Below are 24,651 nucleotides of genomic sequence, written 5' to 3'. Positions count from 1 at the left end.
CGGTGAGGACCTTTCAGGTCGACCAGGGCAGCATGGGGTTGACCCAGCCGGACGCGAGCAGCGCGGTGAGCACGAGGGTGGCGGTGACGGCCAGCGCCTCGGGCCAGCGCCTGGGCAGGAGGGCGGTGCGGCCGGTGCGCGGGGCGCGGGCGGGCCGGGGCGCGGAGGCCGGGCGCAGCTCGGTCAGCAGGTCGCGGATCAGCGGGACGTTGATCTGGAGCTGGACCAGCAGGTAGAGGCCGAGCCCCCAGTTGGGCTCCCAGCCGTTGCGGGCGACGGCCAGGGCGAGCCCGACGGCCGCCGCCGAGGTGGAGCAGGCCAGCCAGCCGAGCGAGACGAGTACCACCCGGCGGGCCAGGGCGCCGGACTTCCCGCCGCCGGCCCCGGTCGGCACCCAGGCCGCGCTGCGGCCGCGCAGGGTGTGCCAGACGGCGGCCCCGGCGGCCACGCTCATCAGGACGTTGGCCCGGATCACCTCGATGCGCCAGCGGGTCCGGCTGATCCGGGGCAGCAGCACGTGCCACAGCCAGAGCGGGGCGAGCAGCGGCAGGACGTGCCAGGGCCGGATGTGGTCCGGGTACCAGATCATCATCACGAGCGGCGGGAGCGGGGCCGCGAAGGTGTTCACCACCGTCGTCAGGTAGCCGACGATGCCCTCGTAGAAGCACAGCCGCATCCGCCAGGGCGCGCCCATCCGCCTGAGCACGGGTGTGCCCAGCAGGTGGAGGTTGCCCATCGCCCAGCGGTACTGCTGGTTGAGGTAGGAGGCGAGGTTGTCCGGCGAGGTGCCCTTGGCGACCAGCACCGGCACGTACAGGGTCCTGAACCCCTCGGCGTGCAGGGCGAGTCCGGTGTACAGGTCCTCGCTGTGGTCGAGCCGGGCGAAGCCGCCGGCCAGGTCGATGGCGCTGCGCCGGTAGACCGCGTTGCTGCCGCAGCAGATCGCCGCGTCGCTCGCGTCCCGGGACGGCTGTATCCACCGGAAGAACCACTCCTGGGCCGAGCCGGCGGCGCGCTGAATCCACCCCATGGTCTCGTCCGTGTCGAAGCACTGCGGGCTCTGCACGATGCCGACGCCGGGGTCGGCCAGGTACGGCACGAGGTGGCGCAGGAAGTCGGGCCTGGGCGCGAAGTCGGCGTCCAGGATGGCGATGTACTCGGCGCTGCCCAGGGTGAGCGCGTGGTTGAGGTTGCCCGCCTTCTTCAGGTGGCCCCGGTCGGGCCGGACGACGTAACGGAAGCCGTACGAGGCGGCCAGCGCGGCCACTTCGGGGCTGTCGGCGTCGTCCAGCACCCAGACGGTGAGCGCGTCCGGCCAGTCCACGGCGGCGACGGCCCGGTAGGCGTTCTCCAGGACCGCGAGGGGTTCCCCGCAGGTCGGCAGGTAGAGGTCCACGGAGGGGAGGGCGGGCGGCTTCCAGGCGTGGACGAGCACCTCGTGCGAACGCCTGGTCAGCCGGCGGGCGCGCAGGCTGTTGACCGACGAGAGCGCGAGTGCGATGACGTTCAGGGAGAGCACCGCGAGAAAGGCCCAGAGGGCCGGGGTGCGCAGGGCGAAGGTGAGCATGGTCGCCGCCGTGAGCACGAAGGCGAGCGAGGAGCTGATCAGTACCCAGCGGCGCTGCGGCCCGAAGTACCAATACAGCTCATGATCGGACGGAGGTTGCGGCAAGTGATGCACGGTCATAAAGCCCCCCACGGCTGTGCATGTCCCGGTATCGGGTGACCAACCCTAGTGCCAAAGGTATAGACCACTTGCCGTCCGTCGGTGAATGAGACACCGGGTTGGCGCAAAGTGAGTGGTCTGGACCTATTTCACGCCGAGGGCCGGGTGGAGCGGAAAGTTCCAGGTCACAGGCGGGTGAACGGTCGCTCAACATCCAGGTGCCGGACGCCGGGCACACAGCGCACACGCCACGGCACAATGGGCCCATGCCGATACCCAGCCGCGCCGCCCTCGTCGAACACCTCGTCCGCACGCGCATCGCGGGAGACGTCGCGACCCCGCGCGACAACAACCTCTCGCACTACCGCAAGCTCGCCAACGGCGACCGGCACTTCTGGCTGGGACTCGAACTGGGCGACCGGTGGCGCGACGAGCAGGACGTCCTGGCCGTGATGGCCGAGCGGTGCGGGGTCAGCGACGACCCGGAGCACCGGTTCGGCCAGGACACCATCGACCCCGAGCTGACCGTCGCCGCCCTGGACCGGGCCGCTGCCCGGCTGCGGAAGGCCGCCGACGGGGCGCAGCGGGTCCTGTTCGCCACCGGCCACCCCGGCGGCCTGCTGGACGTCCACCGGCAGACGGCGGCGGCGCTGCGGGCGGCCGGCTGCGAGATCGTACGGATTCCGTCCGGGCTGATGGCGGACGAGGGCATGGTCTTCCAGTTCGCGGACGTCGCCGTCCAGGAGCGCGGCGCCACCCTCTGGCACACCCACTCCCCGGCCCCGATGGCCGCCGTCCTCGACGGCCTGGAGCGGGAGGACCGCCCCCTGCCGGACCTGGTCGTCGCCGACCACGGCTGGGCCGGATGCGCGGCGCAGCGCGGCCTGGACGCCATCGGGTACGCGGACTGCAACGACCCGGCCCTGTTCCTGGGGGAGGCCGAGGGCACCCTCCAGGTGGCCGTACCCCTGGACGACCACGTCCTGGACCCGCGCTTCTACGACCCGATGACGGACTACCTGCTGGACGCGGCCGGGCTGCTCTGAGCGGAGCCGTCACCTTCCCCTCCGACGACCCGGCCGACTTCGCCGGGCTCACCGAGTCCGAGCAGACCCGGCTGGAGCGCCTTCAGCACTTCCGCGACGACAAGATGGGCTTCAACGTCATCCAGTCGACCCGCCCCGAGACCCTGGCGTTCGGCCTGCACGACTCACCGGTGGGCCAGCTGGCCTGGATCATCGAGAAGTTCAAGGAGTGGACCGACCCGGCCGCGGAGCTGCCCGAGGACGCCGTCGACCGCGACACCCTGCTGACCAACGTCAGCCTCTACTGGTTCACCGGCACGGCGGGCTCCTCGGCCCACCTCTACTACGAGATGGCCCACGACCCGGCCGCCTGGGCGCCTAAGGACCGGGGCACCGTCCCGACCGCCGTGGCCGTCGCGCTCCCGGCCGATGTGGCGATCCGCCGGTTCGCGGAGCGCGACCACCACGTGGTGCGCTGGACGGAGTTCGACCGGGGCGGCAACTTCCTCTCGCTGGAGCAGCCGGAACTGCTGACGAAGGACATCACCGAGTTCTTCACGACGCTCGGCTGAACGACGCTCGGCTGAACGATGCCCAGCCGAACGACGCCCGGCTGAACGATGCCCAGCCGAACGACGCCCGGCTGAACAACGTCCGGCCGAGCGGTCAGGGGGTGGGGCCCCGGTCCCCGTCGCCGGGCCCGGCCGTCGGATCACCACCGGCGGGACGGGCCCGGCGCCGCTGTTCCCGCCCCGAAGTCGGGTCCAGATACACCCGCTTGATCGACGCGTACCGCTCCCGCAGCCGCCGCTCGGCCAGCTCGCAGGCCGATTCGACCTGCTCGGCGCTGACCGTGTCCAGGAAGTCGACCTTCGCGGCGACCAGGATCTCGTCCGGCCCCTGGATGAGCGTGGTCAGCTCCAGTACTTCGATGAGATGCGCCACCGAGAGCAGTTCCTCGCGGATGCCCTCCCGCATCGGCGCCGACACCGGCCGGCCGATCAGCAGCTGGGCGTTGGACCGGCCGAGCACCCAGGCCACGTACACCAGCAGCGCACCGATCAGCAGCGAGGCGACGCCGTCCCACACCCCGGAGCCCGTCAGTTGGCCGCCGAGCAGCCCGCCCGCCGCCAGCAGCAGCCCCACCAGGGCCGCCGAGTCCTCCATCACCACCGCTTTGACGGCGGTGTCGGGCGTGCGCCGGAAGTAGTGCCTGGCGGGCGCGCCCAGCCGGACGGCCTCGCCGCGCACCTGCTTCAGCCCGGTCCGCAGCGAGAAGCCCTCCAGCAGGAAGGCGACGACGAGCACGAGGTACGAGAGCAGCGGATCGCCCAGGTCCTCGCCCGCGAGCAGGGTGTGCACACCGTCGTAGATCGAGAAGACCGCACCGCCGACGAAGGTGGCGACGGAGGCGAGCAGCGCCCAGACGTACCGCTCGGGGCCGTACCCCAGCGGGTGGTCCTCGTCGGCCGGCTTCTCGCTGCGCTTGAGCGAGGTCAGCAGCAGCACCTCGGTGACGGTGTCGGCGACGGAGTGGGCCGCCTCGGAGAGCATCGCGCTCGACCCGCTGATCAGTCCGGCTACCGCCTTCGCCACGGCGATGCCGAGATTGGCGAGCGCCGCGACGACGACGGTGAACGTGGACCCACCGCCACTGCTTTTCTCGTCAGTCATGCAGGGGAGTATGTCCGCAGCCGGGCGCGCCATGTCCGACGCGCGGCCGTGGACCGCGGGACCGGGTCACCGGGGGACGCGGACCACGCCCTCCTGGATGACGGTGATCGCCAGGCGCCCGTCCTGGGTGTAGATCCGGGCCTGGCCGAGCCCGCGCCCGCCGGACGCGGACGGCGACTCCTGGTCGTACAGCAGCCACTCGTCGGCCCGGAACGGCCGGTGGAACCACATCGCGTGGTCCAGGCTCGCGCCCACCACGTCGCCGACCGCCCAGCCGCCGCGCCCGTGGGCGAGCAGCACGGAGTCGAGCAGCGTCATGTCGGAGACGTACGTGGCCATGCAGACGTGCAGCAGCGGATCGTCCGCCAGCTTGCCGTTGGTACGGAACCACACCTGGGAGCGCGGCTCGCGCGGCTCACCGACCGTGCCGAACGGCGGCGCGTCCACGTACCGCAGATCGACGGCCGCCCGCGCCTCGGTCAGCCGGTCCACGACACCGGGGCCGCTGAACCGGTCGGCGTAGCGGGGCAGCATCTCGGCGGCCGTGGGCAGCGTCTCGGGATCGGGTGCGGCCGGCATGTCCGCCTGGTGCTCGAGACCGTCCTCGTACGTCTGGAACGACGCGGAGAGGTGGAAGATCGGCTGCCCGTGCTGGACGGCGACGACCCGCCGGGTGGTGAAGGACCGGCCGTCGCGGATGCGGTCGACGGTGTAGACGATCGGCGCGCCCGGGTCGCCCATCCGCAGGAAGTAGGAGTGCAGCGAGTGGGCGGGCCGGTCCGCGGGGACGGTGCGGCCCGCGGCGACGAGCGCCTGGGCCGCTACCTGTCCGCCGAAGACCCGGGGCACGAGCGCGGAACGGCTGCTGCCCCGGAAGATGTCCTGCTCGATCTGCTCCAGGTCGAGCAGATCGAGCAGGGAATCGAGTGCGGTGCTCATGGAAGGAACGTAGCCGTTCTGCGGGCCCTGCCCTACAGGCCCATGGACTTGGCGATGATCGACTTCATGACCTCGCTGGTGCCGCCGTAGATGCGGTTGACCCGGTTGTCCGCGTACAGGCGGGCGATCGGGTACTCGTTCATGAAGCCGTAGCCGCCGTGCAGCTGGAGGCAGCGGTCGATCACGCGGTGCGCGACCTCGGTGCAGAACAGCTTCGCGGAGGCGGCCTCGGCGGCGGTCAGCTCACCGGCGTCCAGCGCCTCCAGCGCGCGGTCGGCGACGGCCTGGGCCGCGTCGACCTCGGCCTGGCAGGCGGCCAGCTCGAACTTGGTGTTCTGGAACGAGGCGACGGTCTTGCCGAAGACGGTGCGGTCCTGCACGTACTCCTTGGCGAACCGCACGGCGGCGGCGGCCTGCGCGTACGCGCCGAAGGCGATGCCCCAGCGCTCGGAGGCCAGGTTGGTGCCGAGGTAGCCGAAGCCCTTGTTCTCCTCGCCGAGCAGGTCCTCGGCCGGCACCTTGACGTCGACGAACGCCAGCTCGGCGGTGTCGGACACCCGCAGCCCCAGCTTGTCGAGCTTGCGGCCGACGGAGTAGCCCTCGGACTTGGTGTCCACGGCGAACAGCGAGATGCCGAAGCGGCGGTCGTCCTCGCGCGGGGCGGAGGTCCGGGCACAGACGATCACACGGTCGGCGTGCACCCCGCCGGTGATGAAGGTCTTGGCGCCGTTGAGGACGTAGTGCGTGCCGTCCTCGGAGAGCTTGGCGGTGGTCTTCATCCCCGCCACGTCCGACCCGGTGCCCGGCTCGGTCATCGCGAGGGCCCACATCTCCTCGCCGGTGACGAACTTCGGCAGCCAGCGCTTCTTCTGCTCGTCGGTGGCGAGCATCTTGATGTACGGCAGGCCGAGCAGCGTGTGCACCCCGGAACCACCGAAGGAGACGCCCGCCCGAGCGGTCTCCTCGTAGATGACCGCCTCGTACTTGTGCGAGTCGATGCCCGCCCCGTCGTACGCCTCGTCGACCGTGATCCCGAAGACGCCCAGCTCCGCAAGCTTCAGATAGAAGTCGCGCGGCGCCTGCCCCGCGGCGAACCACTCGTCGTACACGGGCACGACCTCGGCCGCGATGAAGGCGCGGATGGTCTCCCGGAACGCCTCGTGGTCCTCGTTGAATACCGTACGGCGCACGGGGTGCCTCCCTGATCGGCGATCTCGGCTGCTGCGGTCTGCCGGACCCTGCTGAGGTTCTTCTCCGACATGGCTAAGCGCTTGCTCAGCCTTGGTTAGAAGTTACCCGGCGGTCACGGCGCTGTCCAGGGTGATGCGGAGCACGCGGGGGGAGGGAGGGGGCTACCCCTTGATCGTGTAGGTGCAGCCCTTCTCGTTCTTGCCGGCCGCGTTGTCCACCACCCTCTTGCCGTCGACCTTGATGACGCAGGGCGCCTGCTTGAGCATCCCGTCAGCGCCCATCACGCTCCCCGGGACGACGGTCACGAGATAGCCCACCTTCTGCTCGGCCGCGGTGAGTTCGACGGTCTCCGTGAGCGTCCACGGAAGCGTCTTCTCCTCGAAGCCCTGGCTGGCGGCGTTATACATGACATTGGTCTTGCCCGTGCCGTCGACCTCCAGCGTCACCGTGTGGGACGCATGGCCCGGGTGGGCCGCGGCCGAAGGGCTCGTGGATACGGGCGCCTTGTCGTCGGCCTGTTCCGCACCGCCCTTGCCGCCCGCCGGCCCGCTGTCGCTTCCGCAACCGGTCAGCAGTGCTGCCGTGGCGGCGACGAGAGCCATTCCCGTAACCGTCTTACGCATGTTCCCCGTTACCTCTCTCACTCGTGCTGGTCCGGTTCCCTTTTCCCGTTCGCGAACGAAAAAGGGAACCGGGGGAGATCCCATCACATCCGCGACCCGGGTCCTGCGGCCGGTACTTGAACCGGCCTCCGTGGCAACGGTGTTGCGGCGCATCCGCGCTCACCCCCGCCGCAGCGCGAGCCACAACTCCGTGCGTACGTCCATGGCGTCGAGATCCACCCCCAGCAACTCCCCGCACCGCGCGATCCGTTGGCGGACGGTGTTGCGGTGGACGGACAGGGCCACCGCCGTCCGGTCCCAGCTGCCGTGCAGGGAGAGCCAGCAGCGCAGGGTCTCGGCGAGCGGCGCGGTGAGCGGGGCGAGGAGGGCGCGGGCGTGGGCGGCGGCCGGGCCGGGCGGGAGCAGGGCGGCGAGGCCGGTGAGCGGGGTCTCCGTGTGCAGCGGGGCGCGGGTCGCCTCCGCGTGGCCCAGGGCGCGGGCCGCCCCGGTGTCGGCGTCGGCGAGATCGGCGGCGGGGCGGGGAGCGGAGGCGCCGAGCGTCCACCCGGGCTGCGGGGCCGCCGTACGGCCGGCGGGGAGCAGCACGCGTACGGGGGCGGGGCGCGCGCCCGCGTCGGCCCCGCGCACCCGCGCGTCCGCCGCCGCGTCGGCCCCGCGCCCTTGGTCGGCTCCCGGCTCCGGCGCCGCGCCCCACTCCGACTCCGCCTCGCGCCCCCCGTCCACCAGCCCCGAGCCCAGTGCCGCCCCCAGCGCCTCCGCCGCGAACCGGTCCGCCGGGGTGCCGTCGGTGCGGTGGGCGTGCACCACCGTCCACGGGTCTTCGCCGAGCAGCGGGGCCACTTCGTCGGGGGCGGCCCCGAGGAGCATCCGGACGAGGGCGGCCGAGCGGGCGGTGGCGGTCGCGCCCTGGTGGGGGGCGGTGAGGAGGGAGAGGAGGACCGCGGCGACGCCCGCGATCGTGTGGTCGCCCGGCAGCCGGTGCCGGGTCGCCACCGCGAGGGCCGGCCGTTCGGTGCCGCCCAGGGGGTACGCGAGCAGGTGGGAGCCGTCGACCGTGTCCGTCGCGGAGGCGGGGGCGCCGGGCCCCTCCCGCGCGACGAGCCGGGCGAGGCGCCCCAGCGCGTCGGTCACCCCGGGGGCCGGACGCGGGCCCGCCGCGTGCAGCTCCTCGCCGCCGGCCGTCAGCAGGGCCGCCCGGCCGTCGAGCCGGACGGCCAGCCGGCGCAGCACCTCCGGCACCGGGTCCGGGCGGGCCGCCGCCGTGGCCAGGGCCTGCTGGGCGCGGGTCACCCGGCGCAGCTCGCGCTCCCGTGCGGCGGCCATCAGCCCCCACACCGCCCGCGCGATCGCGGTGAACGGGGTGCCCGGCCCCACCTCGACCAGCGGCATCCCGTGCCGGTCGCACGCCGCGACCAGCTCCGGCGGCACCGCCTCGTGCACCGGCCGCACCCCGAAACCGAGCGCCGCCGCCCCCGCCTCCACCAGCCGGGCCACATACGCGTCCGGGTTCGTGAGCAGCACCCCGGCACTCAGCAGCAGCTCGCCCCCGAGCAGGTACGGGTACGGGTCGGCCATCTCCGACGCGTGCACCCACAGCAGCTCCGCCTCGCCGGGGCCCGCGATCAGCCTCAGCTCCAGTTCCTCGCGCGCCAGCAGTTCGGCCAGCGCCACGGGCGGGGTCGGGGGAGCGGACGCGGAGGGCGTTGCGGGGAGGCCGGGCGGGCCGGGCAGGTCGGGGAGGCCGGGGAGACCGGGGAGGTCGGGCATGGATGGTTCGTCCGTTCCGAGGGGCTGGAGTGGAGGAAACGTACACTTCAGTGCGGGCCCCGGGCCACCTAGCGTCGCTCCGGCACCCCGCACACCGAAGGAAAGGCACCCCCACCATGAGCAGCAGCCAGACGCCGCGCGGCCCCGTCGACTCCTCCCGCGTCCCCCGGTACGCCGGGCCCGCGACGTTCGCGCGGCTGCCCCGCCTGGACGAGGTCGGCACGGCGGACGTCGCCGTGGTCGGGGTGCCGTTCGACTCGGGCGTCTCCTACCGGCCCGGCGCCCGCTTCGGCGGCAACGCGATCCGGGAGGCCTCGCGGCTGCTGCGCCCGTACAACCCGGCGCAGGACGCCTCGCCGTTCGCCCTCGCACAGGTCGCCGACGCCGGTGACATCGCGGCCAACCCCTTCAACATCGAGGAGGCCGTGGAGACCGTCGAGGCCGCCGCCGACGAACTGCTCGGCACGGGGGCCCGGCTGATGACCCTCGGCGGCGACCACACCATCGCGCTGCCGCTGCTGCGTTCCGTCGCCAAGAAGCACGGCCCGGTCGCCCTGCTCCACTTCGACGCCCACCTCGACACCTGGGACACCTACTTCGGCGCCGCCTACACCCACGGCACGCCGTTCCGCCGGGCCGTCGAGGAGGGCGTCCTCGACACCTCGGCGCTCTCCCACGTCGGCACGCGCGGCCCGCTCTACGGCAAGCAGGACCTCACCGACGACGCCAAGATGGGCTTCGGGATCGTCACCTCGGCCGACGTCATGCGGCGCGGCGCCGACGAGGTCGCCGACCAGCTGCGCCAGCGCATCGGGGACCGGCCGCTGTACATCTCCATCGACATCGACGTGCTGGACCCGGCGCACGCGCCCGGCACCGGCACCCCCGAGGCCGGCGGCCTCACCTCCCGCGAACTGCTGGAGATCGTGCGCGGCCTGTCCTCCTGCCACCTGGTCTCCGCCGACCTGGTCGAGGTGGCCCCCGCGTACGATCACGCGGAGATCACCTCCGTCGCCGCCTCGCACACCGCGTACGAGCTGACGACGATCATGACCCGCCAGATCGCGGAGGCCCGGCACCAGTGAGTCACGACCACCACGACGAGCGGCCCGCGCTCACCCCCGCGCAGATCGGGGCCGCACTGAATCCCCCGCCCGGACGGACCGGCGGCGACCTCGTCGTGGAGACGCTGCGGGGCCTCGGCGCGACCACCGTCTTCGGGCTGCCCGGACAGCACGCGCTCGGCCTGTTCGACGCGCTGCGCCGCTCGTCGCTCGACTACGTCGGCCTGCGCGTCGAGAACAACGCGGGCTTCGCCGCCGACGCCTACGGGCGCGTCACCGGCGAGGTCGCCCCGCTGTTCCTGTCGACCGGGCCCGGCGCCCTGACCTCGCTGGCCGCGCTCCAGGAGGCGGCGGCCGCGTCGGCGCCCGTACTCGCGGTGTCCAGCCAGATCCCGGCCCGGGGCCTGGGCGGCGGCCGGCACGGCCATCTGCACGAACTGCGCGACCAGCAGGCGTCGTTCCGGGACGTCGTGAAGTCCGTCCACATCGTGCGGACCGCCTCGCAGATCCCGTCCGCGATCGGCGCCGCCTGGGAGTCCGCGCTGACGGCCCCGCACGGCCCCGTCTGGGTCGAGATCCCGCAGGACGTCCTGGAGGCCGTCACGACGCTGCCCGTCGTCTCCGGCCTGGACGCCACCCCGCGCGAACTGCACGCCCGCCCGGAACTCATCGCCGTCGCCGCCGACCTGCTGTCGCGGGCCGAGCGCCCGGCGATCATCGCGGGCGGCGGTGTCGTACGGTCCGACGCGTCAGGCAAGCTGCGCGCGCTGGCCGAGCGACTGGACGCCCCGGTCGTCACCACGTACGGCGGCAAGGGCGCCTTCCCCTGGGAGCACCCGCTCTCGCTCCAGTCCTGGGTGGAGGACCGGCACACCACCGACTTCCTGGAGGACGCCGACGTCCTGCTCGTCGTCGGCTCCGGACTCGGTGAACTCTCCTCCAACTACTACACGTTCGCCCCGCGCGGCCGGGTCGTCCAGATCGAGGCCGACGCCGGGAAGCTGGAGGCCAACCACCCGGCGCTCGGCATCCACGCCGACGCCCGCGGCGCCCTCGCCGACCTCATCGAGGCGGTCACCCCGCGCGAGGACCCGGCCGCCGCCGAGCGCGTCGCCGGGGTGCTCGCCCGCGTACGGGAGCGGATCGCCGCCCAGGGGCGCGACCTGGAACAGCACCTCCTGGCCGAGATCCGCACCGCCCTGCCCGACGCCTCGCCCAGCTTCTGGGACATGACGATCCTCGCCTACTGGGCCTGGGCCGCCTTCGACGCGCGCCGCCCGAACACCATGCACTCGGCCCAGGGCGCGGGCGGCCTCGGCTACGCCTTCCCGGCGGCGCTCGGCGCGGTGGTGGCCGACCCCGGCCGGCCCGTCCTCGCGGTCTCCGGCGACGGCGGCGCGATGTACTCGCTCGCCGAACTCGCCACCGCCCGCCAGTACGGCCTGCCGGTCACCTGGCTCATCGTGGACGACGGCGGCTACGGCATCCTGCGCGAATACCTCACCGGCGCCTTCGGCGAGACCACCGCGACGGAACTGGCCCGCCCGGACTTCGTCGCCCTCGCCGAGTCCTTCGGCGTCCCGGCGGTCCGTACGAGCCCCGGAACGCTCGCCGCCGACCTGGCCGAGGCGTTCGCGCGGCCGGGCCCCTCGGTCGTCGTACTCCCGGCCCTGCTGAAGATGTTCGAGCCGACCCACCTGTAGGACCCCCGGCCCCCGCGTTCCCGCCGGTGCGTACAACCTTCCGGACGCCCGCGAGTCATCTCTGACGGGCGTGCCGGGGGGCCGCCCGCAGGAACCGTTCAGGGGGAAACGCACCATGGCCACCATGACCACATCCCGTATATCCGGGCGCGCTTGGACCGCGCTCTGTGCCGCAGTCGCCACCGGGGTCCTCGCGCCCGTGGCCCTCGGCGCGGCGCCCGCCTCGGCCGCCACCGCGAAGGTGAGCTGCACCTCCGGCCGGGCCGGGCTCGCCGCACAGCTGACGAAGGACATCACCGCCGCGCTCAAGGGCCGCAAGTCGACCGTGGCGGTCGCGCTCCACGACCGCACCACCAAGACCACGTGCACGCTGCGCGCCACCTCGAAGTACGACTCCGCGAGCGTCGTGAAGGCGACCGTGCTGGCCACGCTCCTGTGGGACAACGCCAAGCACAACCGCTACCTCACCCAGCGCGAGACCGACCTCAGCACCAGGATGATCACCAAGTCCGACAACGACGCGACCACCAGCCTGTGGAAGCAGCTCGGCGTCGGCAAGGTCAACGCCTTCCTCAAGGCGGCCGGGATGACCCACACCGTGCCCGGCTCCGGCGGCTACTGGGGCCTCACCCAGATCACCGCACAGGACGAGCAGCGGCTGCTGACCCTGCTCACAGAGAAGAACTCCGTGCTCAGCGACAGCGCCCGCTCCTACGAACTCGGGCTGATGCGCAAGGTCGTCTCCTCGCAGCGCTGGGGAACCCCGGCCGGCGCCCTGACCGGGACCACCGTCCAGGTCAAGAACGGCTGGCTGCAGCGCGCCACCCACGGCTGGCGGGTGCACAGCATCGGCGCCTTCACGGGCAACGGCCACGACTACACGCTGACCGTCCTCACCCAGGACAACAAGACGATGAACGACGGCGTCAACACCATCCAGGCCGTCGCCCGCGCCGTTCACAAGGACCTCAACCCGCGCATCATGAAGGCCAGGGTCCTCACCGTGCCCGTCGCCCCGCAGGAGGCCGTCCCGCCGGTCCCGGAGGCCCCGGCCGGCCGGATGCTCACGGCCAAGCCGAGGTAGGCGCCGCCGCCCGGGGACCTACGACCAAGGTCCCGTATTCGTTACGGCGGGATGAAATCCGCAGCCCACCGCGTTGGTGCCTTCCGTCGGATCAGGTCGAACGGGAGGCACCGGGTGGCGGACGCACGGGAGACGGGGCGCGGGCAGCAGGGCGGCTGGGCGCGGAGACTGAGCGGCTACGCCTGGCGCTACCGGCGCAACGCCCTGCTGGCGCTCGGCTCCTCGCTCGGCGGCATGGCCGTGATGGCCCTCGTCCCGCTCGTCACCAAGGTGATCATCGACGACGTGGTCGTCGGCCACACCCGGTCCCTGGCCGTCTGGACCGGACTGCTGATCGCGGCGGCCGCCCTCGTCTACGCCTTCACCTACATCCGCCGCTACTACGGCGGCCGGCTCGCCCTCGACGTCCAGCACGACCTGCGGACCGGCATGTACGGGACGATCAGCCGGCTCGACGGCAGACGGCAGGACGAACTGTCCACCGGGCAGGTCGTCGGACGCGCCACCAGCGACCTCCAGCTCATCCAGAGCCTGCTCTTCATGCTCCCGATGACCATCGGGAACGTCCTGCTCTTCCTGATCTCCCTGGTCATCATGGCGTGGCTGTCGCCGCTGCTGACCCTCGTCGCCGTCGCCGTCGCCCCCGCCCTCTGGTACATCGCCCACCGCTCCCGCGCCCGCCTCTTCCCCGCCACCTGGTACGCCCAGTCGCAGGCCGCCGCCGTCGCCGGGGTCGTGGACGGGGCCGTCTCCGGCGTCCGTGTCGTCAAGGGCTTCGGGCAGGAGGACCAGGAGACCGGCAAGCTGCGCGAGGTCGGGCGCAAGCTGTTCGCCGGCCGGCTGCGCACCATCCGGCTCAACTCGCGCTACACCCCCGCCCTCCAGGCCGTCCCCGCGCTCGGCCAGGTCGCGATGCTGGCCCTCGGCGGCTGGCTCGCCACCAGGGGCGAGATCACCCTCGGCACGTTCGTCGCGTTCTCCACGTACCTCGCCCAGCTCGTCGGCCCGGTCCGGATGCTCGCCATGGTCCTCACCGTCGGCCAGCAGGCCCGCGCCGGCGTGGAACGCGTACTCGAACTCATCGACACCGAGCCGTACCTGACGGACGGCACCAAGGAGCTGCCCGCCGACGCCCCGGCGAGCGTCGAGTTCGAGGACGTCCGCTTCGGCTACGCTCCGCAGCGCTCCGCCTCCGCCAGCGACGAGGACCTCGGAGGCGGAGCCGAGACTCGGCGCCCGGTCCTCGACGGCTTCTCGCTGACCATCGAGCCCGGCGAGACCGTCGCCGTCGTCGGCGCGTCCGGCAGCGGGAAGTCCACCGTCTCGCTGCTGCTGCCCCGCTTCTACGACGTCTCGCACGGCGCGGTCCTCGTCGGCGGCCACGACGTGCGCGAACTGACCCTCGACTCGCTGCGGGCCGCCATCGGACTCGTCCCCGAGGACAGCTTCCTGTTCTCCGACACCGTCCGCGCCAACATCGCCTACGGCGTCCCCGACGCCACCGACGAGCAGATCGAAAAGGCCGCCCACTCCGCCCGGGCCGACCGGTTCATCGCCGAGCTGCCGGACGGCTACGACACCAAGGTCGGCGAGCACGGACTCACCCTCTCCGGCGGCCAGCGCCAGCGCATCGCCCTCGCCCGCGCCATTCTCACCGACCCCCGCCTGCTCCTCCTCGACGACGCCACCTCCGCCGTGGACGCCCGCGTCGAGCACGAGATCCACGAGGCGCTGAGCCAGGTGATGGCCGGCCGCACCACCCTGCTGATCGCCCACCGCCGCTCCACCCTGAACCTCGCCGACCGGATCGCCGTCCTGGACAACGGCCGCCTCGCCGACCTCGGCACCCACGAGGAGCTGGAGCGCCGCTGCGCGCTCTACCGGCGCCTGCTCACCGACCCGGGCGAGCTCGGCACCCCCTCACCCGGCCACCCCCCGGCCGCCGCCCCCGAGGACCCGGCACAGGAGCGCGCGCTCCTGGAGGAGATCGACGCCGAGTTCGACGCCGAGCGCGGCATCACCCCCGAGCTGTGGGTCCGCCGGGAGGAGGACCGGAGCGCCGGCGCGGCCGGCATGCCCGCGACGCCCGAACTGCTCGCCCAGGTCGACGCCCTGCCCCCGGCGAACGACGTCCCGGACGTGGACGAGGCCCGTGCCGTCCACGCCGAGGACTCCTACGGGCTGCGCAGGCTGCTGCGCGGCTTCGGGCTGCCCCTGCTGGTGAGCCTCGGCCTGGTGGCCGTGGACGCCGGGGCGGGGCTGCTGCTCCCGGTCCTGATCAGGAACGGCATCGACGACGGGGTCACCAAGCTGGCGCTGGGCGCGGTCTGGGCGGCGTCCGCCGTCGCCCTCGTCGTCGTCCTCGTGCAGTGGGCGGCCCAGATCGGCGAGACCCGGATGACCGGCCGCACCGGCGAGCGGGTGCTCTACGCGCTGCGCCTGAAGATCTTCGCCCAGCTCCAGCGCCTCGGCCTCGACTACTACGAGCGCGAGCTGACCGGCCGCATCATGACCCGGATGACGACGGACGTGGACGCGCTGTCCACGTTCCTCCAGACCGGCCTGGTCACCGCCTTCGTCTCCGTCGTCACCTTCTTCGGCATCATGGTCGCGCTGCTGGTCCTCGACGTGGAACTGGCCCTCGTCGTCTTCGCGACCCTGCCGGTCCTCGTCGTCGGGACCGTCTTCTTCCGCCGCAAGAGCGTCAAGGCGTACGAGCTGGCCCGTGAACGGATCGGCGTCGTCAACGCCGACCTCCAGGAGTCGGTCGCCGGGCTCAGGATCGTGCAGGCGTTCCGGCGCGAGGGGGACGGGGCCGACCGGTTCGCCGCGCGCAGCGACGAGTACCGCCAGGCCCGGGTCCGGGGCCAGTGGCTGATCTCGGTGTACTTCCCGTTCGTCCAGCTGCTGTCGTCGGTGGCCGCGGCGGCGGTGCTGATCGTCGGCGCGGGCCGGGTCGACAACGGCACGCTCACCACCGGCGCGCTGGTCGCCTACCTGCTCTACATCGACCTGTTCTTCGCGCCCGTCCAGCAGCTCTCCCAGGTCTTCGACGGCTACCAGCAGGCCGCCGTCTCCCTCGGCCGCATCCAGGAACTCCTCCAGGAACCGGCGTCCACCGCCGACGCGGGCGAGGCCCGCGAGGTGGAGTCGCTGCGCGGCGAGATCGCCTTCGAGGACGTGTCGTTCGCGTACGGCGGCGAGGAGGCCGCGCTCAGCGGCGTCGACCTGCGCATCCCGGCCGGGCAGACCGTCGCGTTCGTCGGCGAGACCGGGGCCGGCAAGTCCACCCTGGTCAAGCTCGTCGCCCGGTTCTACGACCCGACGAGCGGCCGGGTCACGGCGGACGGCACCGACCTGCGCGACCTCGACCGCACCGCGTACCGGCACCGGCTCGGGGTCGTACCGCAGGAGGCGTACCTCTTCTCCGGGACGGTCCGGGACGCCATCGCCTACGGGCGGCCCGACGCCACCGACGCCGAGGTGGAGGCGGCCGCCCGGGCGGTCGGCGCGCACGACATGATCGCCACCCTGGACGGCGGCTACCTCCACGAGGTCGCCGAGCGGGGCCGCAACCTCTCGGCCGGGCAGCGCCAGCTGATCGCGCTCGCCCGCGCCGAACTGGTCGACCCCGACATCCTGCTGCTGGACGAGGCCACCGCATCCCTCGACCTGGCCAGCGAGGCCCAGGTCAACCGGGCGACCGACCGGCTCGCGGGCCGGCGCACCACCCTCGTCGTCGCCCACCGCCTGACCACCGCCGCGCGCGCCGACCGGGTCGTGGTGATGGACCACGGCCGGGTCGTCGAGGACGGCACGCACGACGAACTCCTCGCCCGGGACGGGCACTACGCGGTGCTGTGGCGCACCTTCATAGGGGAGGACGAGCCGGCCGGGGTGTGAACCGGACGGGCGCTACTCCCTGATGCCGGAGACCTTCCCGGTCGCCAGGTCCGAGCGCACGGCCAGGTAGGTGTACGTGGGGTTCGCCGGGGAGCCCCAGGTGAGGCGGACCGTGCACCAGGTGTGTCCGGCGCCGCTGTCGCCCGCGGTGACCCGGTAGGCGGCCGGGACGTCCTGGGCGCGCAGGACACCGTCGGCGTGGTTGGCCGCCTCCCAGTCGTCCAGCTCGGCGCGCAGGGCGGGCGTGAGGTAGAAGCCGCGCAGCGCGGTGGCCAGGGCGCCGCCGTCCTCGGCGGACACGGCGTCGATGTACGCGCCGTAGAAGTGGTCGACCAGCCGGGACTCCTGGGAGGCGACCTCGTCGCGGACCGGCGCCGCCGCGGTCGTCCCGCGCGGGGTGGCCGCCGCGGCCGGGACGGCGACGGCCGCGGCCAGGAGCGCGGTGGCGAGCAGCGTACGGCCGACGGCGCGCCGGGCGCGGGGGTGCCGGGAGGAGCTGATGCGGGTCATGGCGGTTCCTGCCTTTCGTGGCGGTCTGTCCTGTCCGGCTCCATGGTGGGGCGCTTCGGCCGCCGGGGAGACCGAGTACGCCGGGTGCAACCTCCGGGTGGCCTCCGGCGTCGTAGGGCAGGTACACGCATGTGCGTCCAGGTGTCGGGTAGGGGCGCTGATGTTCGATGAGGCGATGGGGCTGCTGTGACCAGAGGGACCGAAGGACACGTTCGGGGCGTGCGGCGCGGGGTCTGCCGCCGCTTTGTGGCCCTCTCCCTGGCGACCGCCTTCGCACTGGTTCTCGGTGGGGCGGTGGCGGGTAGCGCGGACGCCGCGTCCGCCTGCGTGGGACGGCCCCGCAAGACGGTGAAGTTCGCGACGGGGGAGCTGCGCGTCTACAAGTCGCGTGCGTACGCCTGCGCCACCGCCGTCGCCGCCAAGCCCGGGAAGCGCCGCGCCATGTCGGTGACCATCCAGCCGCGCGGCGGCCACCCCGTCACCGACAGCGGCAGCTTCACCCAGTTGGCGGGGCCGGTGACCGTCCACGCGCTGAACCGGTGCGTGCGGGTCTCCGGCACGATCGCCGGGAAGAGTGGCGGTACGAGCTGGATTCTGTGCTGACCGGGTGACATGTTGCCGACCCCGGCAACGCGGTCTGGCGGCCCCGGTGTTGCCCCGCTAGGTTCACCGCGTCAGCTGTGAACCCAGGGGAGGAAGTGCATGCGCAAGGCGCTCAGAGGAATCCTGTCGCTCGCGGTGCTCATCGGCACGGTCAGTGCGACGGGTGCCTCGGCCGGGGCGGCCACCGCCGCCGGACCGGCCGCGCTCCGTACCGCCGTCGGTGACAGCGGAACGAGCACGGACATCAAGGACCGCATCCTGGCCATCCCGGGAATGAGTCTCATCGAGGAGAAGCCCTACGCCGGCTACCGCTACTTCGTCCTCGACTACACCCAGCCGATCGACCACCGCCACCCGTCCAAGGGAACGTTCCAGCAGCGCATCACCCTGCTGCACAAGGACACCTCCCGCCCCACGGTCTTCTACACCGGCGGCTACAACGTCTCCACCAACCCCAGTCGCTCGGAGCCGACCCGGATCGTCGACGGCAACCAGGTCTCCCTGGAGTACCGTTTCTTCACCCCGTCGCGCCCCTCGCCCGCCGACTGGTCCAAGCTCGACATCTGGCAGGCCGCCAGCGACCAGCACCGGGTCTTCACCGCTCTCAAGCGCATCTACTCCAAGAACTGGCTGACCACCGGCGGCTCCAAGGGCGGCATGACCGCCACGTACTACGAGCGCTTCTACCCGAAGGACATGGACGGCGTCGTCGCCTATGTCGCGCCCAACGACGTGGTCGACGACGAGGACTCGGCCTACGACCGGTTCTTCGCGCGGGTCGGCACCAAGGAGTGCCGCGACAAGCTGAACGGCGTGCAGCGCGAGGCGCTGATCCGCCGTAAGCCGCTGGAGGAGAAGTACGCCCGGTACGCCGCCGACAACGGCTACACCTTCGACACCGTCGGCTCCCTGGACAAGGCCTACGAGGCCGTCGTCATGGACTACGTCTGGGCGTTCTGGCAGTACAGCCTGCTCGCCGACTGCGACACTGTCCCGGCCGACGCGAAGCACGCCACCGACCAGGCGATCTGGGACTCCGTCGACACGATCTCCGGCTTCTCCGCCTACGCCGACCAGGGCCTGGCCAACTACACGCCGTACTACTACCAGGCGGGCACCCAGCTCGGTTCGCCCGACATCAAGCAGCCCTGGCTCGGCGGTCTCAGCCGCTACGGCTACCAGCCGCCGCGCACCTTCGTGCCCCGTTCCATCCCGATGAGGTTCCAGCCCTTCGTGATGCGCGACATCGACACCTGGGTCAAGCACCACGCCACGCACATGCTGTACGTCTACGGGGAGAACGACCCGTGGGGCGCCGAGCGATTCCGGCTCGGGGCGGGCGCCCGCGACAGCTACGTCCTCACCGTGCCCGGCGGGAACCACGGCTCGAACGTCGCGGGTCTCGTCCCGTCCGAGAACGCCACGGCCACCGCGGCGATCCTGCGCTGGGCGGGTGTCGCCCCGGCCGCCGTCCAGCAGGACGAGTCGAAGGCGAAGCCGCTCGCGAAGTTCGACGCACGGCTCGACAACAAGGACCTGACGACCGAGCACCGGCTCGGCTTCCGGCGCCCGTAGGGAAATCCCCGCACCGGCGGCCGTGGTCGCACGGCCGCCGGTGCGGGAACGCCTCAGTACCTCAGCCCGTGACCCACCGGGTACAGCACCTCCGAGGGGTCGTCCGCGCGCTGCACCGGCACCGGCAGCCTCCCCTCCGGCCGCGCCCGGCCCGCGATCACCCGGGCCGCCGCGCGCAGTTCGACATCCGTCCAGGAGTACGCGGCCAGGTGTGCCGCATGCCCGGTCCCGGCCAGCCGGGCGATGTCGTACGGATTGCGGATGGCCAGGGTGATCACCGGGACGCCCGTCGCGGCCAGCGCGCCGACCAGCGTCCGCTGCGAACTGGTCGCCGATACGTTGTACGTCCCCACGACCACCGCGTCCTTGCCCCGCGCCGCCGCCACCGCCGCGTCGATGGACGCCTGGGTGGGCGCGGTACCGGTGGACAGGGCGGTCGCCCGGTACCCCAGCTCGTTGAAGGCCTCCGCCAGCGTGGTCGTCGGCGGGCCCGTCGTGCCCGAGGGGGAGGCCGGGTCGGCGCCCACCACCAGCAGCTTCTTGTGGGAGCGGCGCGACAGCGGCAGCAGCCGGCCCTCGTTGGCCAGCAGGGTGGTGGTGTGCTCGGCGATCCGGTCGGCGGCGGCCAGGTGCGCCCGGGTGCCGACCGTACGGTCCACCCCGCGTCCGGTGACGAACGGCCGGTCGAAGAGCCCCAGCTTCGTCTTCAGCCGCAGGATGCGCAGGATCGATTCGTCGAGCCGGGCCTCGCTGACCTCACCGCTCTTGACGGCCGCCAGCAGGGCGTTCCAGGAGACGTCCAGGCTCGGCGGGTTGAGCAGCTGGTCGACACCCGCCCGGAGGGCCAGGACCGGCACCCGGTCGTCCCCGTACTTCGTCCGCACGCCCTCCATGCCCAGCGAGTCGGTGACCACGACGCCGTCGTAGCCCAGCTCCTCGCGCAGGATGCCGGTGAGGATCGGCCGGGACAGGGTCGCCGGGTCCTCGGACGGGTCGAGCGCGGGCACCACGATGTGCGCCGTCATGATCGAGTCGATGCCCGCGGCGATGGCGGCCCGGAACGGCGGCGCGTCCAGCTCCGCCCACTGCTCGCGGGTGTGGCCGATGACCGGCAGGCCGGTGTGGCTGTCGGTGCTCGTGTCGCCGTGGCCGGGGAAGTGCTTGGCCGTGGAGGCGATCCCGGCGCTCTGGTACCCCTTCACCTGCGCGGCGACCATCCCGGCCACGGACTGCGGGTCCGAGCCGAAGGACCGTACGCCGATCACCGGGTTGGCCGGGTTCACGTTGACGTCCGCGTCCGGCGCGTAGTTCTGGCAGATCCCGATCGCGGCCAGCTCGGCGCCCGCGATCTGCCCGGCCCGGCGGGCGTCGGAGCGCGAACCGCCCGCGCCCAGCGCCATCGCGCCCGGCATCAGCGTGGCGGGCTCGCCGACGCGGCAGACGATGCCGTGCTCCTGGTCGGTGGAGATCAGCAGCGGCAGGGGCGTCGGGCCCGCGAGGCCGGCGCGCTGGATGCCGTTGGAGAGGTCGGCGATCTGGTGCGGGTCGCGGGTGTTGTGCGCCCAGGAGAAGTAGATGATGCCGCCGACGTGGTACTTGGCGATCATCTCGGCCGCCGTGCGCACCCCGATCTCGGCGAGGTTGGCGTCGATGTCGGCCTGGTCCGGATCGGTGGCGGAGTGCCCGTAGACCCGCATGACGAAGAGCTGGCCGACCTTCTCCTCCAGGCTCATCCGGGAGATGAGCCGCTTCAGCCGCCGGGTCGTGGCGGCGGAGGTGTGGCTGCTGTGCGCGGAGCCCTGGGAGGCGAGGGCGCCGGGGGCGGCCGCCACGCCCGTGGCCGCCGCGACGGCGGTGGCGGCGGTGGCGGTGAGAAGGGTGCGTCTGGAGGTGCGGTGGGGCACGTGAGCTCCTTCGGCCGTACTCGGTGACGAGGGGGTGGTGAAAGAAACTTCCAAGGAGCACGGATATCCAGAAAATAACTTCCGGTCAAGGGTGCGGGTCATTTCGAGCGCGTCCCCGCGCCGCCCCACGCAGCTCCACAGCCGCCCCGTGCGCCGCGCGCCGCCGCCCCCGCGCCGGAACGGGCCCCCGCCTGAGCCGGCCGCTACTGCTTGGGCGCCCCCAGCCGCAGCAGGTGCTCACGCCCCGCGCCCAGCAGCCCCGGCAGCTCCGCCGCCTGCGGGTACCAGCGCTTCTCGTACTCCCAGCAGACCCAGTCGTCCGCGTCCAGCGCGTCCAGGCACGCCCGCAGCGGCAGCACCCCCGCGCCCAGCGCCACCGGCGTGGTGTCCTCGGCGGACACGACGTCCTTCACCTGTACGTATCCCAGGTGCGGGGCCAGCACCGCGTGGCTGGCCACCGGCTCCTCGCCCGCCAGCCAGGTGTGCATGACGTCCCACAGCGCGCCGATGTTCTTGTGCCCCACCGTGCCGGCCACCCGGGCCACGTCGGCCCCCGCCCGGTGCGAGTCATGGGTCTCCACCAGCACCCGCACGCCCAGGTCGGCGGCGTACGGGGCGGCCGCACCCAGCCGGCGCGCGGCGATCGCGTCGGCCGCCTCCGGGTCCTGGTCGCCGCCGCCGGGGAAGACCCGGACGTTCGGCGCGCCCAGGTCCCGGGCCAGCTCGATCAGCGCGGCCAGCTCGTCCAGGACCGGCTGGTCGTCCCCCTCGGCGGCGACCCGCGCGTACCCCGCGACGGCCAGGATCTCCACCCCGCCCCGGCCGAACTCCTCGGCCACACCGGCACGTTCGGACGCGGTGAGCCCCGGGTGCACCGGCTCCTCGGGGTGGGCGCGCAGCTCCACCCCCTGGTATCCGTGCCCGGCGGCCAGCCGGACGACCTCGGGCATCGGCAGCCCCGGAACCCCGAGGGTGGAGAAAGCGAGCTTCACGTGTGTTCCTTCCGTCGGTCCGTGCCGCCGCAGCCTACGAGGAGGCCGCCGCACCGTCCGCGTACCCGGTGACTGTCGCACTCACCCCCGGGGCGCGGCCGTCGATCCGCGCACCATCAGCTCGGCCGGGATCAGCGCGATGCCGCCCGGCGGCGGGTTCTCCTTGCCCATGGCCAGCCGGCCCGCGCGCGCCCCCGCCTCGAAGAGCGGCAGCCGCACGGTCGTCAGGGCCGGGACCACGTCCACCGAGAACGGCAGGTCGTCGAAGCCGGCCACCGAGATGTCCTCCGGGATGCGCAGCCCCCGGTCGCGGAGCGCCGCCGCCGCGCCCAGCGCCACCGTGTCGTTGGCGGCGACGACGGCGGTGATCTCCGGGTCGCGGCGCAGGAGTTCGACCGTGGCGTCGTAGCCGGACCGGCGGTCGTAGGAGCCGTGCACGGTCAGCCGGCCCTCGTCGCCGGCCGCTCCCGCCTCGCGCATCGCCTCGCGGTGGCCCGTCAGGCGGTGGCGGGTCGTGGTGCGTTCCGGCGGCCCCGCGGCATAGCCGATCCGGCGGTGGCCCAGGGAGAGCAGGTGCCTTGTGAGGAGCCGGCCGCCGCCCTGGTTGTCGAAGGCGAGCGTGGCCACCACGGCCGCCCCGTCCGGCAGCGGCGGCCGCCCGCACAGCACGACCCGGGTCCCCGCGTCAGCGAGCTTGGCCAGCTTCGCGGCCACCGCCGCCTGGTGCGCCGGGTCCTCCACCGCGCCCCCGGTGAGGACGACGGCGGCGGCGCGCTGGCGCTGGAGCAGGGTGAGGTAGGTCAGCTCGCGGTCGGGGGAACCGCCGGTGTTGCAGACGACCGCCAGCTTCTCGCCGCCCGCCCGGCCCGAACCGTCGCCGGGGCCGCCGATCTCGCTCTGCGCCGCCCCCGCCATGATCCCGAAGAACGGGTCGGCGATGTCGTTGACGAGGATGCCGACCAGGTCGGAGGTGGCGGCGGCCAGGGCGCTGGCCTGCCCGTTGAGCACGTAGTCGAGGTCGTCCACCGCGCGCAGCACCCGCTCCCGGGTGGACGCCGCCACCGGGTAGTTGCCGTTCAGCACACGGGAGACGGTGGCCGGGGACACCCGGGCGCGGGCCGCCACGTCCGCCAGGGTGACTGTCATCGCATTCCTCCGTGGAGTGATGAGGGGGTCGGGACCAATCAGGGCGCCCCCTCTTGTCCGGGCCGCTGTCGGCAGGCTAGCGTCATCCCGTATAGAAAGCGCTTGCTACGGCTGTACGGAGGGAACTTTCGTGACACGCAGGACAGTGCGCATCGCCATGAACGGCGTCACGGGGCGCATGGGATACCGGCAGCACCTGGTGCGCTCGATCCTCGCGATCCGCGAGCAGGGCGGCCTCGATCTCGGCGACGGCGACGTGCTGTGGCCGGAGCCGGTCCTCGTCGGCCGCCGCGCCCACGCGCTGGAGGAACTCGCCGCACGGCACGGGCTGACCGAATGGTCCACGGACCTGGACGCGGTCCTCGCGGACGACACCGTCGACATCTACTTCGACGCCCAGGTCACCTCGGCACGGGTGGAGGCGATCAAGAAGGCCGTCGCCGCCGGCAAGCACGTCTACACCGAGAAGCCCACCGCCACGGACGTCGAAGGCGCCCTGGACCTGGCCCGCCTGGCGCAGGACGCCGGCATCAAGCACGGCGTCGTCCAGGACAAGATCTTCCTGCCGGGCCTGCTGAAGCTGAAGCGCCTGATCGACGGCGGCTTCTTCGGCGAGATCCTGTCCGTGCGCGGGGAGTTCGGCTACTGGGTCTTCGAGGGCGACTGGCAGGAGGCCCAGCGCCCCTCCTGGAACTACCGCGCCCAGGACGGGGGCGGCATCGTCGTGGACATGTTCCCGCACTGGGAGTACGTGCTGCACGAGCTGTTCGGCCGGGTCACCAGCGTCCAGGCACACGTCCAGACCCACATCCCCGAGCGCCGGGACGAGCACGGCAGGCCGTACGCCGCCACCGCCGACGACGCCGCCTACGGCATCTTCCAGCTGGCGGGCGGCGCCGTCGCCCAGATCAACTCCTCCTGGGCGGTCCGGGTCAACCGCGACGAGCTGGTCGAGTTCCAGGTCGACGGCACCCACGGCTCCGCCGTCGCGGGCCTGCGCAACTGCCGCGTCCAGCACCGCTCGGTCACCCCCAAGCCGGTCTGGAACCCCGACCTCCCGGTCACCGAGTCCTTCCGCGACCAGTGGCAGGAGGTCCCGGACAACGCGGTCTTCGACAACGGCTTCAAGGCCCAGTGGGAGCTGTTCCTGCGCCACATCGTGCTGGACGAGCCCTACGCCTGGGACCTGATGGCCGGCGCCCGGGGCGTGCAGCTCGCCGAGCTGGGCCTGAAGTCCCACGCGGAGGGCCGCCGCCTCGACGTACCGGAGCTGTCCCTGTGA

At 72.8% G+C, this 24,651-nt stretch carries 18 protein-coding genes and 1 pseudogene; 9 read left to right on the top strand and 10 right to left on the bottom strand.

Features of this window, described 5'->3' with window-relative positions; translation table 11 throughout:
* Positions 1–13: 13 nt before the first annotated feature.
* Positions 14–1,687, bottom strand: a complete 1,674-nt coding sequence (locus E6P78_RS02650) for a cellulose synthase catalytic subunit (RefSeq protein ID WP_168712544.1) — start codon at positions 1,685–1,687, stop codon at positions 14–16.
* Positions 1,688–1,932: 245 nt separating this feature from the next.
* Here E6P78_RS02650 and E6P78_RS02645 point away from each other — a divergent pair, with 245 nt between their 5' ends.
* A complete protein-coding gene (locus E6P78_RS02645) occupies positions 1,933–2,712 on the top strand; it encodes a phosphatase (protein ID WP_136201849.1) in 780 nt (259 codons plus the stop codon).
* A gap of 107 nt (positions 2,713–2,819) precedes the next feature.
* Positions 2,820–3,263, top strand: a pseudogene (locus E6P78_RS02640) (epoxide hydrolase); the annotation flags it as partial.
* Positions 3,264–3,357: 94 nt separating this feature from the next.
* On the opposite strand, the gene E6P78_RS02630 reads toward E6P78_RS02640, so the two are convergent.
* The 5 genes from E6P78_RS02630 to E6P78_RS02610 form a co-directional block, all read right to left on the bottom strand.
* A complete protein-coding gene (locus tag E6P78_RS02630; protein ID WP_240799018.1) occupies positions 3,358–4,365 on the bottom strand; it encodes a cation diffusion facilitator family transporter in 1,008 nt (335 codons plus the stop codon).
* A 66-nt stretch (positions 4,366–4,431) separates the two neighbouring features.
* Positions 4,432–5,304 (bottom strand): acyl-CoA thioesterase II, encoded by an 873-nt coding sequence (locus E6P78_RS02625; protein WP_136201846.1) that lies wholly within the window; start codon positions 5,302–5,304, stop codon positions 4,432–4,434.
* 32 nt (positions 5,305–5,336) lie between these two features.
* Positions 5,337–6,494 (bottom strand): acyl-CoA dehydrogenase family protein, encoded by a 1,158-nt coding sequence (locus E6P78_RS02620; protein WP_136201845.1) that lies wholly within the window; start codon positions 6,492–6,494, stop codon positions 5,337–5,339.
* Between the two features lie 162 nt (positions 6,495–6,656).
* Positions 6,657–7,118 carry a hypothetical protein gene (locus E6P78_RS02615; RefSeq protein ID WP_136201844.1) on the bottom strand — a complete coding sequence of 154 codons (462 nt, stop codon included), beginning with the start codon at positions 7,116–7,118 and terminating at the stop codon, positions 6,657–6,659.
* A gap of 159 nt (positions 7,119–7,277) precedes the next feature.
* On the bottom strand, positions 7,278–8,885 hold the full coding sequence (locus E6P78_RS02610) for a PucR family transcriptional regulator (RefSeq protein WP_136201843.1): 1,608 nt from the start codon (positions 8,883–8,885) through the stop codon (positions 7,278–7,280).
* 116 nt (positions 8,886–9,001) lie between these two features.
* On the opposite strand from E6P78_RS02610, the gene speB reads away from it, so the two are divergent.
* The 4 genes from speB (at position 9,002) to E6P78_RS02590 (ending at position 16,639) form a co-directional block, all read left to right on the top strand.
* A complete protein-coding gene (gene speB, locus E6P78_RS02605; protein WP_136201842.1) occupies positions 9,002–9,970 on the top strand; it encodes an agmatinase in 969 nt (322 codons plus the stop codon).
* Entirely contained in the window at positions 9,967–11,652 is a 1,686-nt protein-coding gene (locus E6P78_RS02600) for a thiamine pyrophosphate-binding protein (protein WP_136201841.1), read from the top strand. Before speB ends, E6P78_RS02600 begins: the two co-directional genes overlap by 4 nt.
* Positions 11,653–11,776: 124 nt before the next feature.
* Complete coding sequence (locus E6P78_RS02595; protein ID WP_136201840.1) at positions 11,777–12,736, top strand: serine hydrolase; 960 nt, start codon at positions 11,777–11,779, stop codon at positions 12,734–12,736.
* A gap of 114 nt (positions 12,737–12,850) precedes the next feature.
* The gene (locus tag E6P78_RS02590) at positions 12,851–16,639 is read left to right on the top strand and encodes an ABC transporter ATP-binding protein (RefSeq protein ID WP_136201839.1); all 3,789 of its coding nucleotides are present in this window, start codon (positions 12,851–12,853) and stop codon (positions 16,637–16,639) included.
* 12 nt (positions 16,640–16,651) lie between these two features.
* Here E6P78_RS02590 and E6P78_RS02585 read toward each other — a convergent pair whose 3' ends face one another.
* Positions 16,652–17,149, bottom strand: a complete 498-nt coding sequence (locus tag E6P78_RS02585; protein WP_136201838.1) for a hypothetical protein — start codon at positions 17,147–17,149, stop codon at positions 16,652–16,654.
* Between the two features lie 246 nt (positions 17,150–17,395).
* Here E6P78_RS02585 and E6P78_RS02580 point away from each other — a divergent pair, with 246 nt between their 5' ends.
* Both E6P78_RS02580 and E6P78_RS02575 read left to right on the top strand, forming a co-directional pair.
* Entirely contained in the window at positions 17,396–17,752 is a 357-nt protein-coding gene (locus E6P78_RS02580; protein WP_240799027.1) for a hypothetical protein, read from the top strand.
* 99 nt (positions 17,753–17,851) lie between these two features.
* Positions 17,852–19,327, top strand: a complete 1,476-nt coding sequence (locus E6P78_RS02575) for a S28 family serine protease (protein WP_136201836.1) — start codon at positions 17,852–17,854, stop codon at positions 19,325–19,327.
* A 53-nt stretch (positions 19,328–19,380) separates the two neighbouring features.
* Here the strand turns inward: E6P78_RS02575 and E6P78_RS02570 are convergent, their stop codons facing one another.
* From E6P78_RS02570 to E6P78_RS02560, 3 genes are all read right to left on the bottom strand, one after another.
* Positions 19,381–21,231: a glycoside hydrolase family 3 protein gene (locus E6P78_RS02570; RefSeq protein WP_136201835.1), complete on the bottom strand. Its 1,851-nt coding sequence runs from the start codon at positions 21,229–21,231 to the stop codon at positions 19,381–19,383.
* Between the two features lie 203 nt (positions 21,232–21,434).
* Positions 21,435–22,223 carry a sugar phosphate isomerase/epimerase family protein gene (locus E6P78_RS02565; RefSeq protein WP_136201834.1) on the bottom strand — a complete coding sequence of 263 codons (789 nt, stop codon included), beginning with the start codon at positions 22,221–22,223 and terminating at the stop codon, positions 21,435–21,437.
* Positions 22,224–22,304: 81 nt separating this feature from the next.
* On the bottom strand, positions 22,305–23,369 hold the full coding sequence (locus E6P78_RS02560; RefSeq protein ID WP_136201833.1) for a LacI family DNA-binding transcriptional regulator: 1,065 nt from the start codon (positions 23,367–23,369) through the stop codon (positions 22,305–22,307).
* Between the two features lie 130 nt (positions 23,370–23,499).
* Here E6P78_RS02560 and E6P78_RS02555 point away from each other — a divergent pair, with 130 nt between their 5' ends.
* The gene (locus E6P78_RS02555) at positions 23,500–24,651 is read left to right on the top strand and encodes a Gfo/Idh/MocA family oxidoreductase (protein WP_136201832.1); all 1,152 of its coding nucleotides are present in this window, start codon (positions 23,500–23,502) and stop codon (positions 24,649–24,651) included.

The sequence above is a fragment of the Streptomyces sp. A0958 genome (assembly GCF_004795035.1).
In the GTDB taxonomy this organism is placed as follows: Bacteria; Actinomycetota; Actinomycetes; order Streptomycetales; family Streptomycetaceae; genus Streptomyces.
The sequence above is the reverse complement of the archived record's forward strand: the minus strand, read 5'-3'. Positions and strand labels throughout refer to the sequence as shown.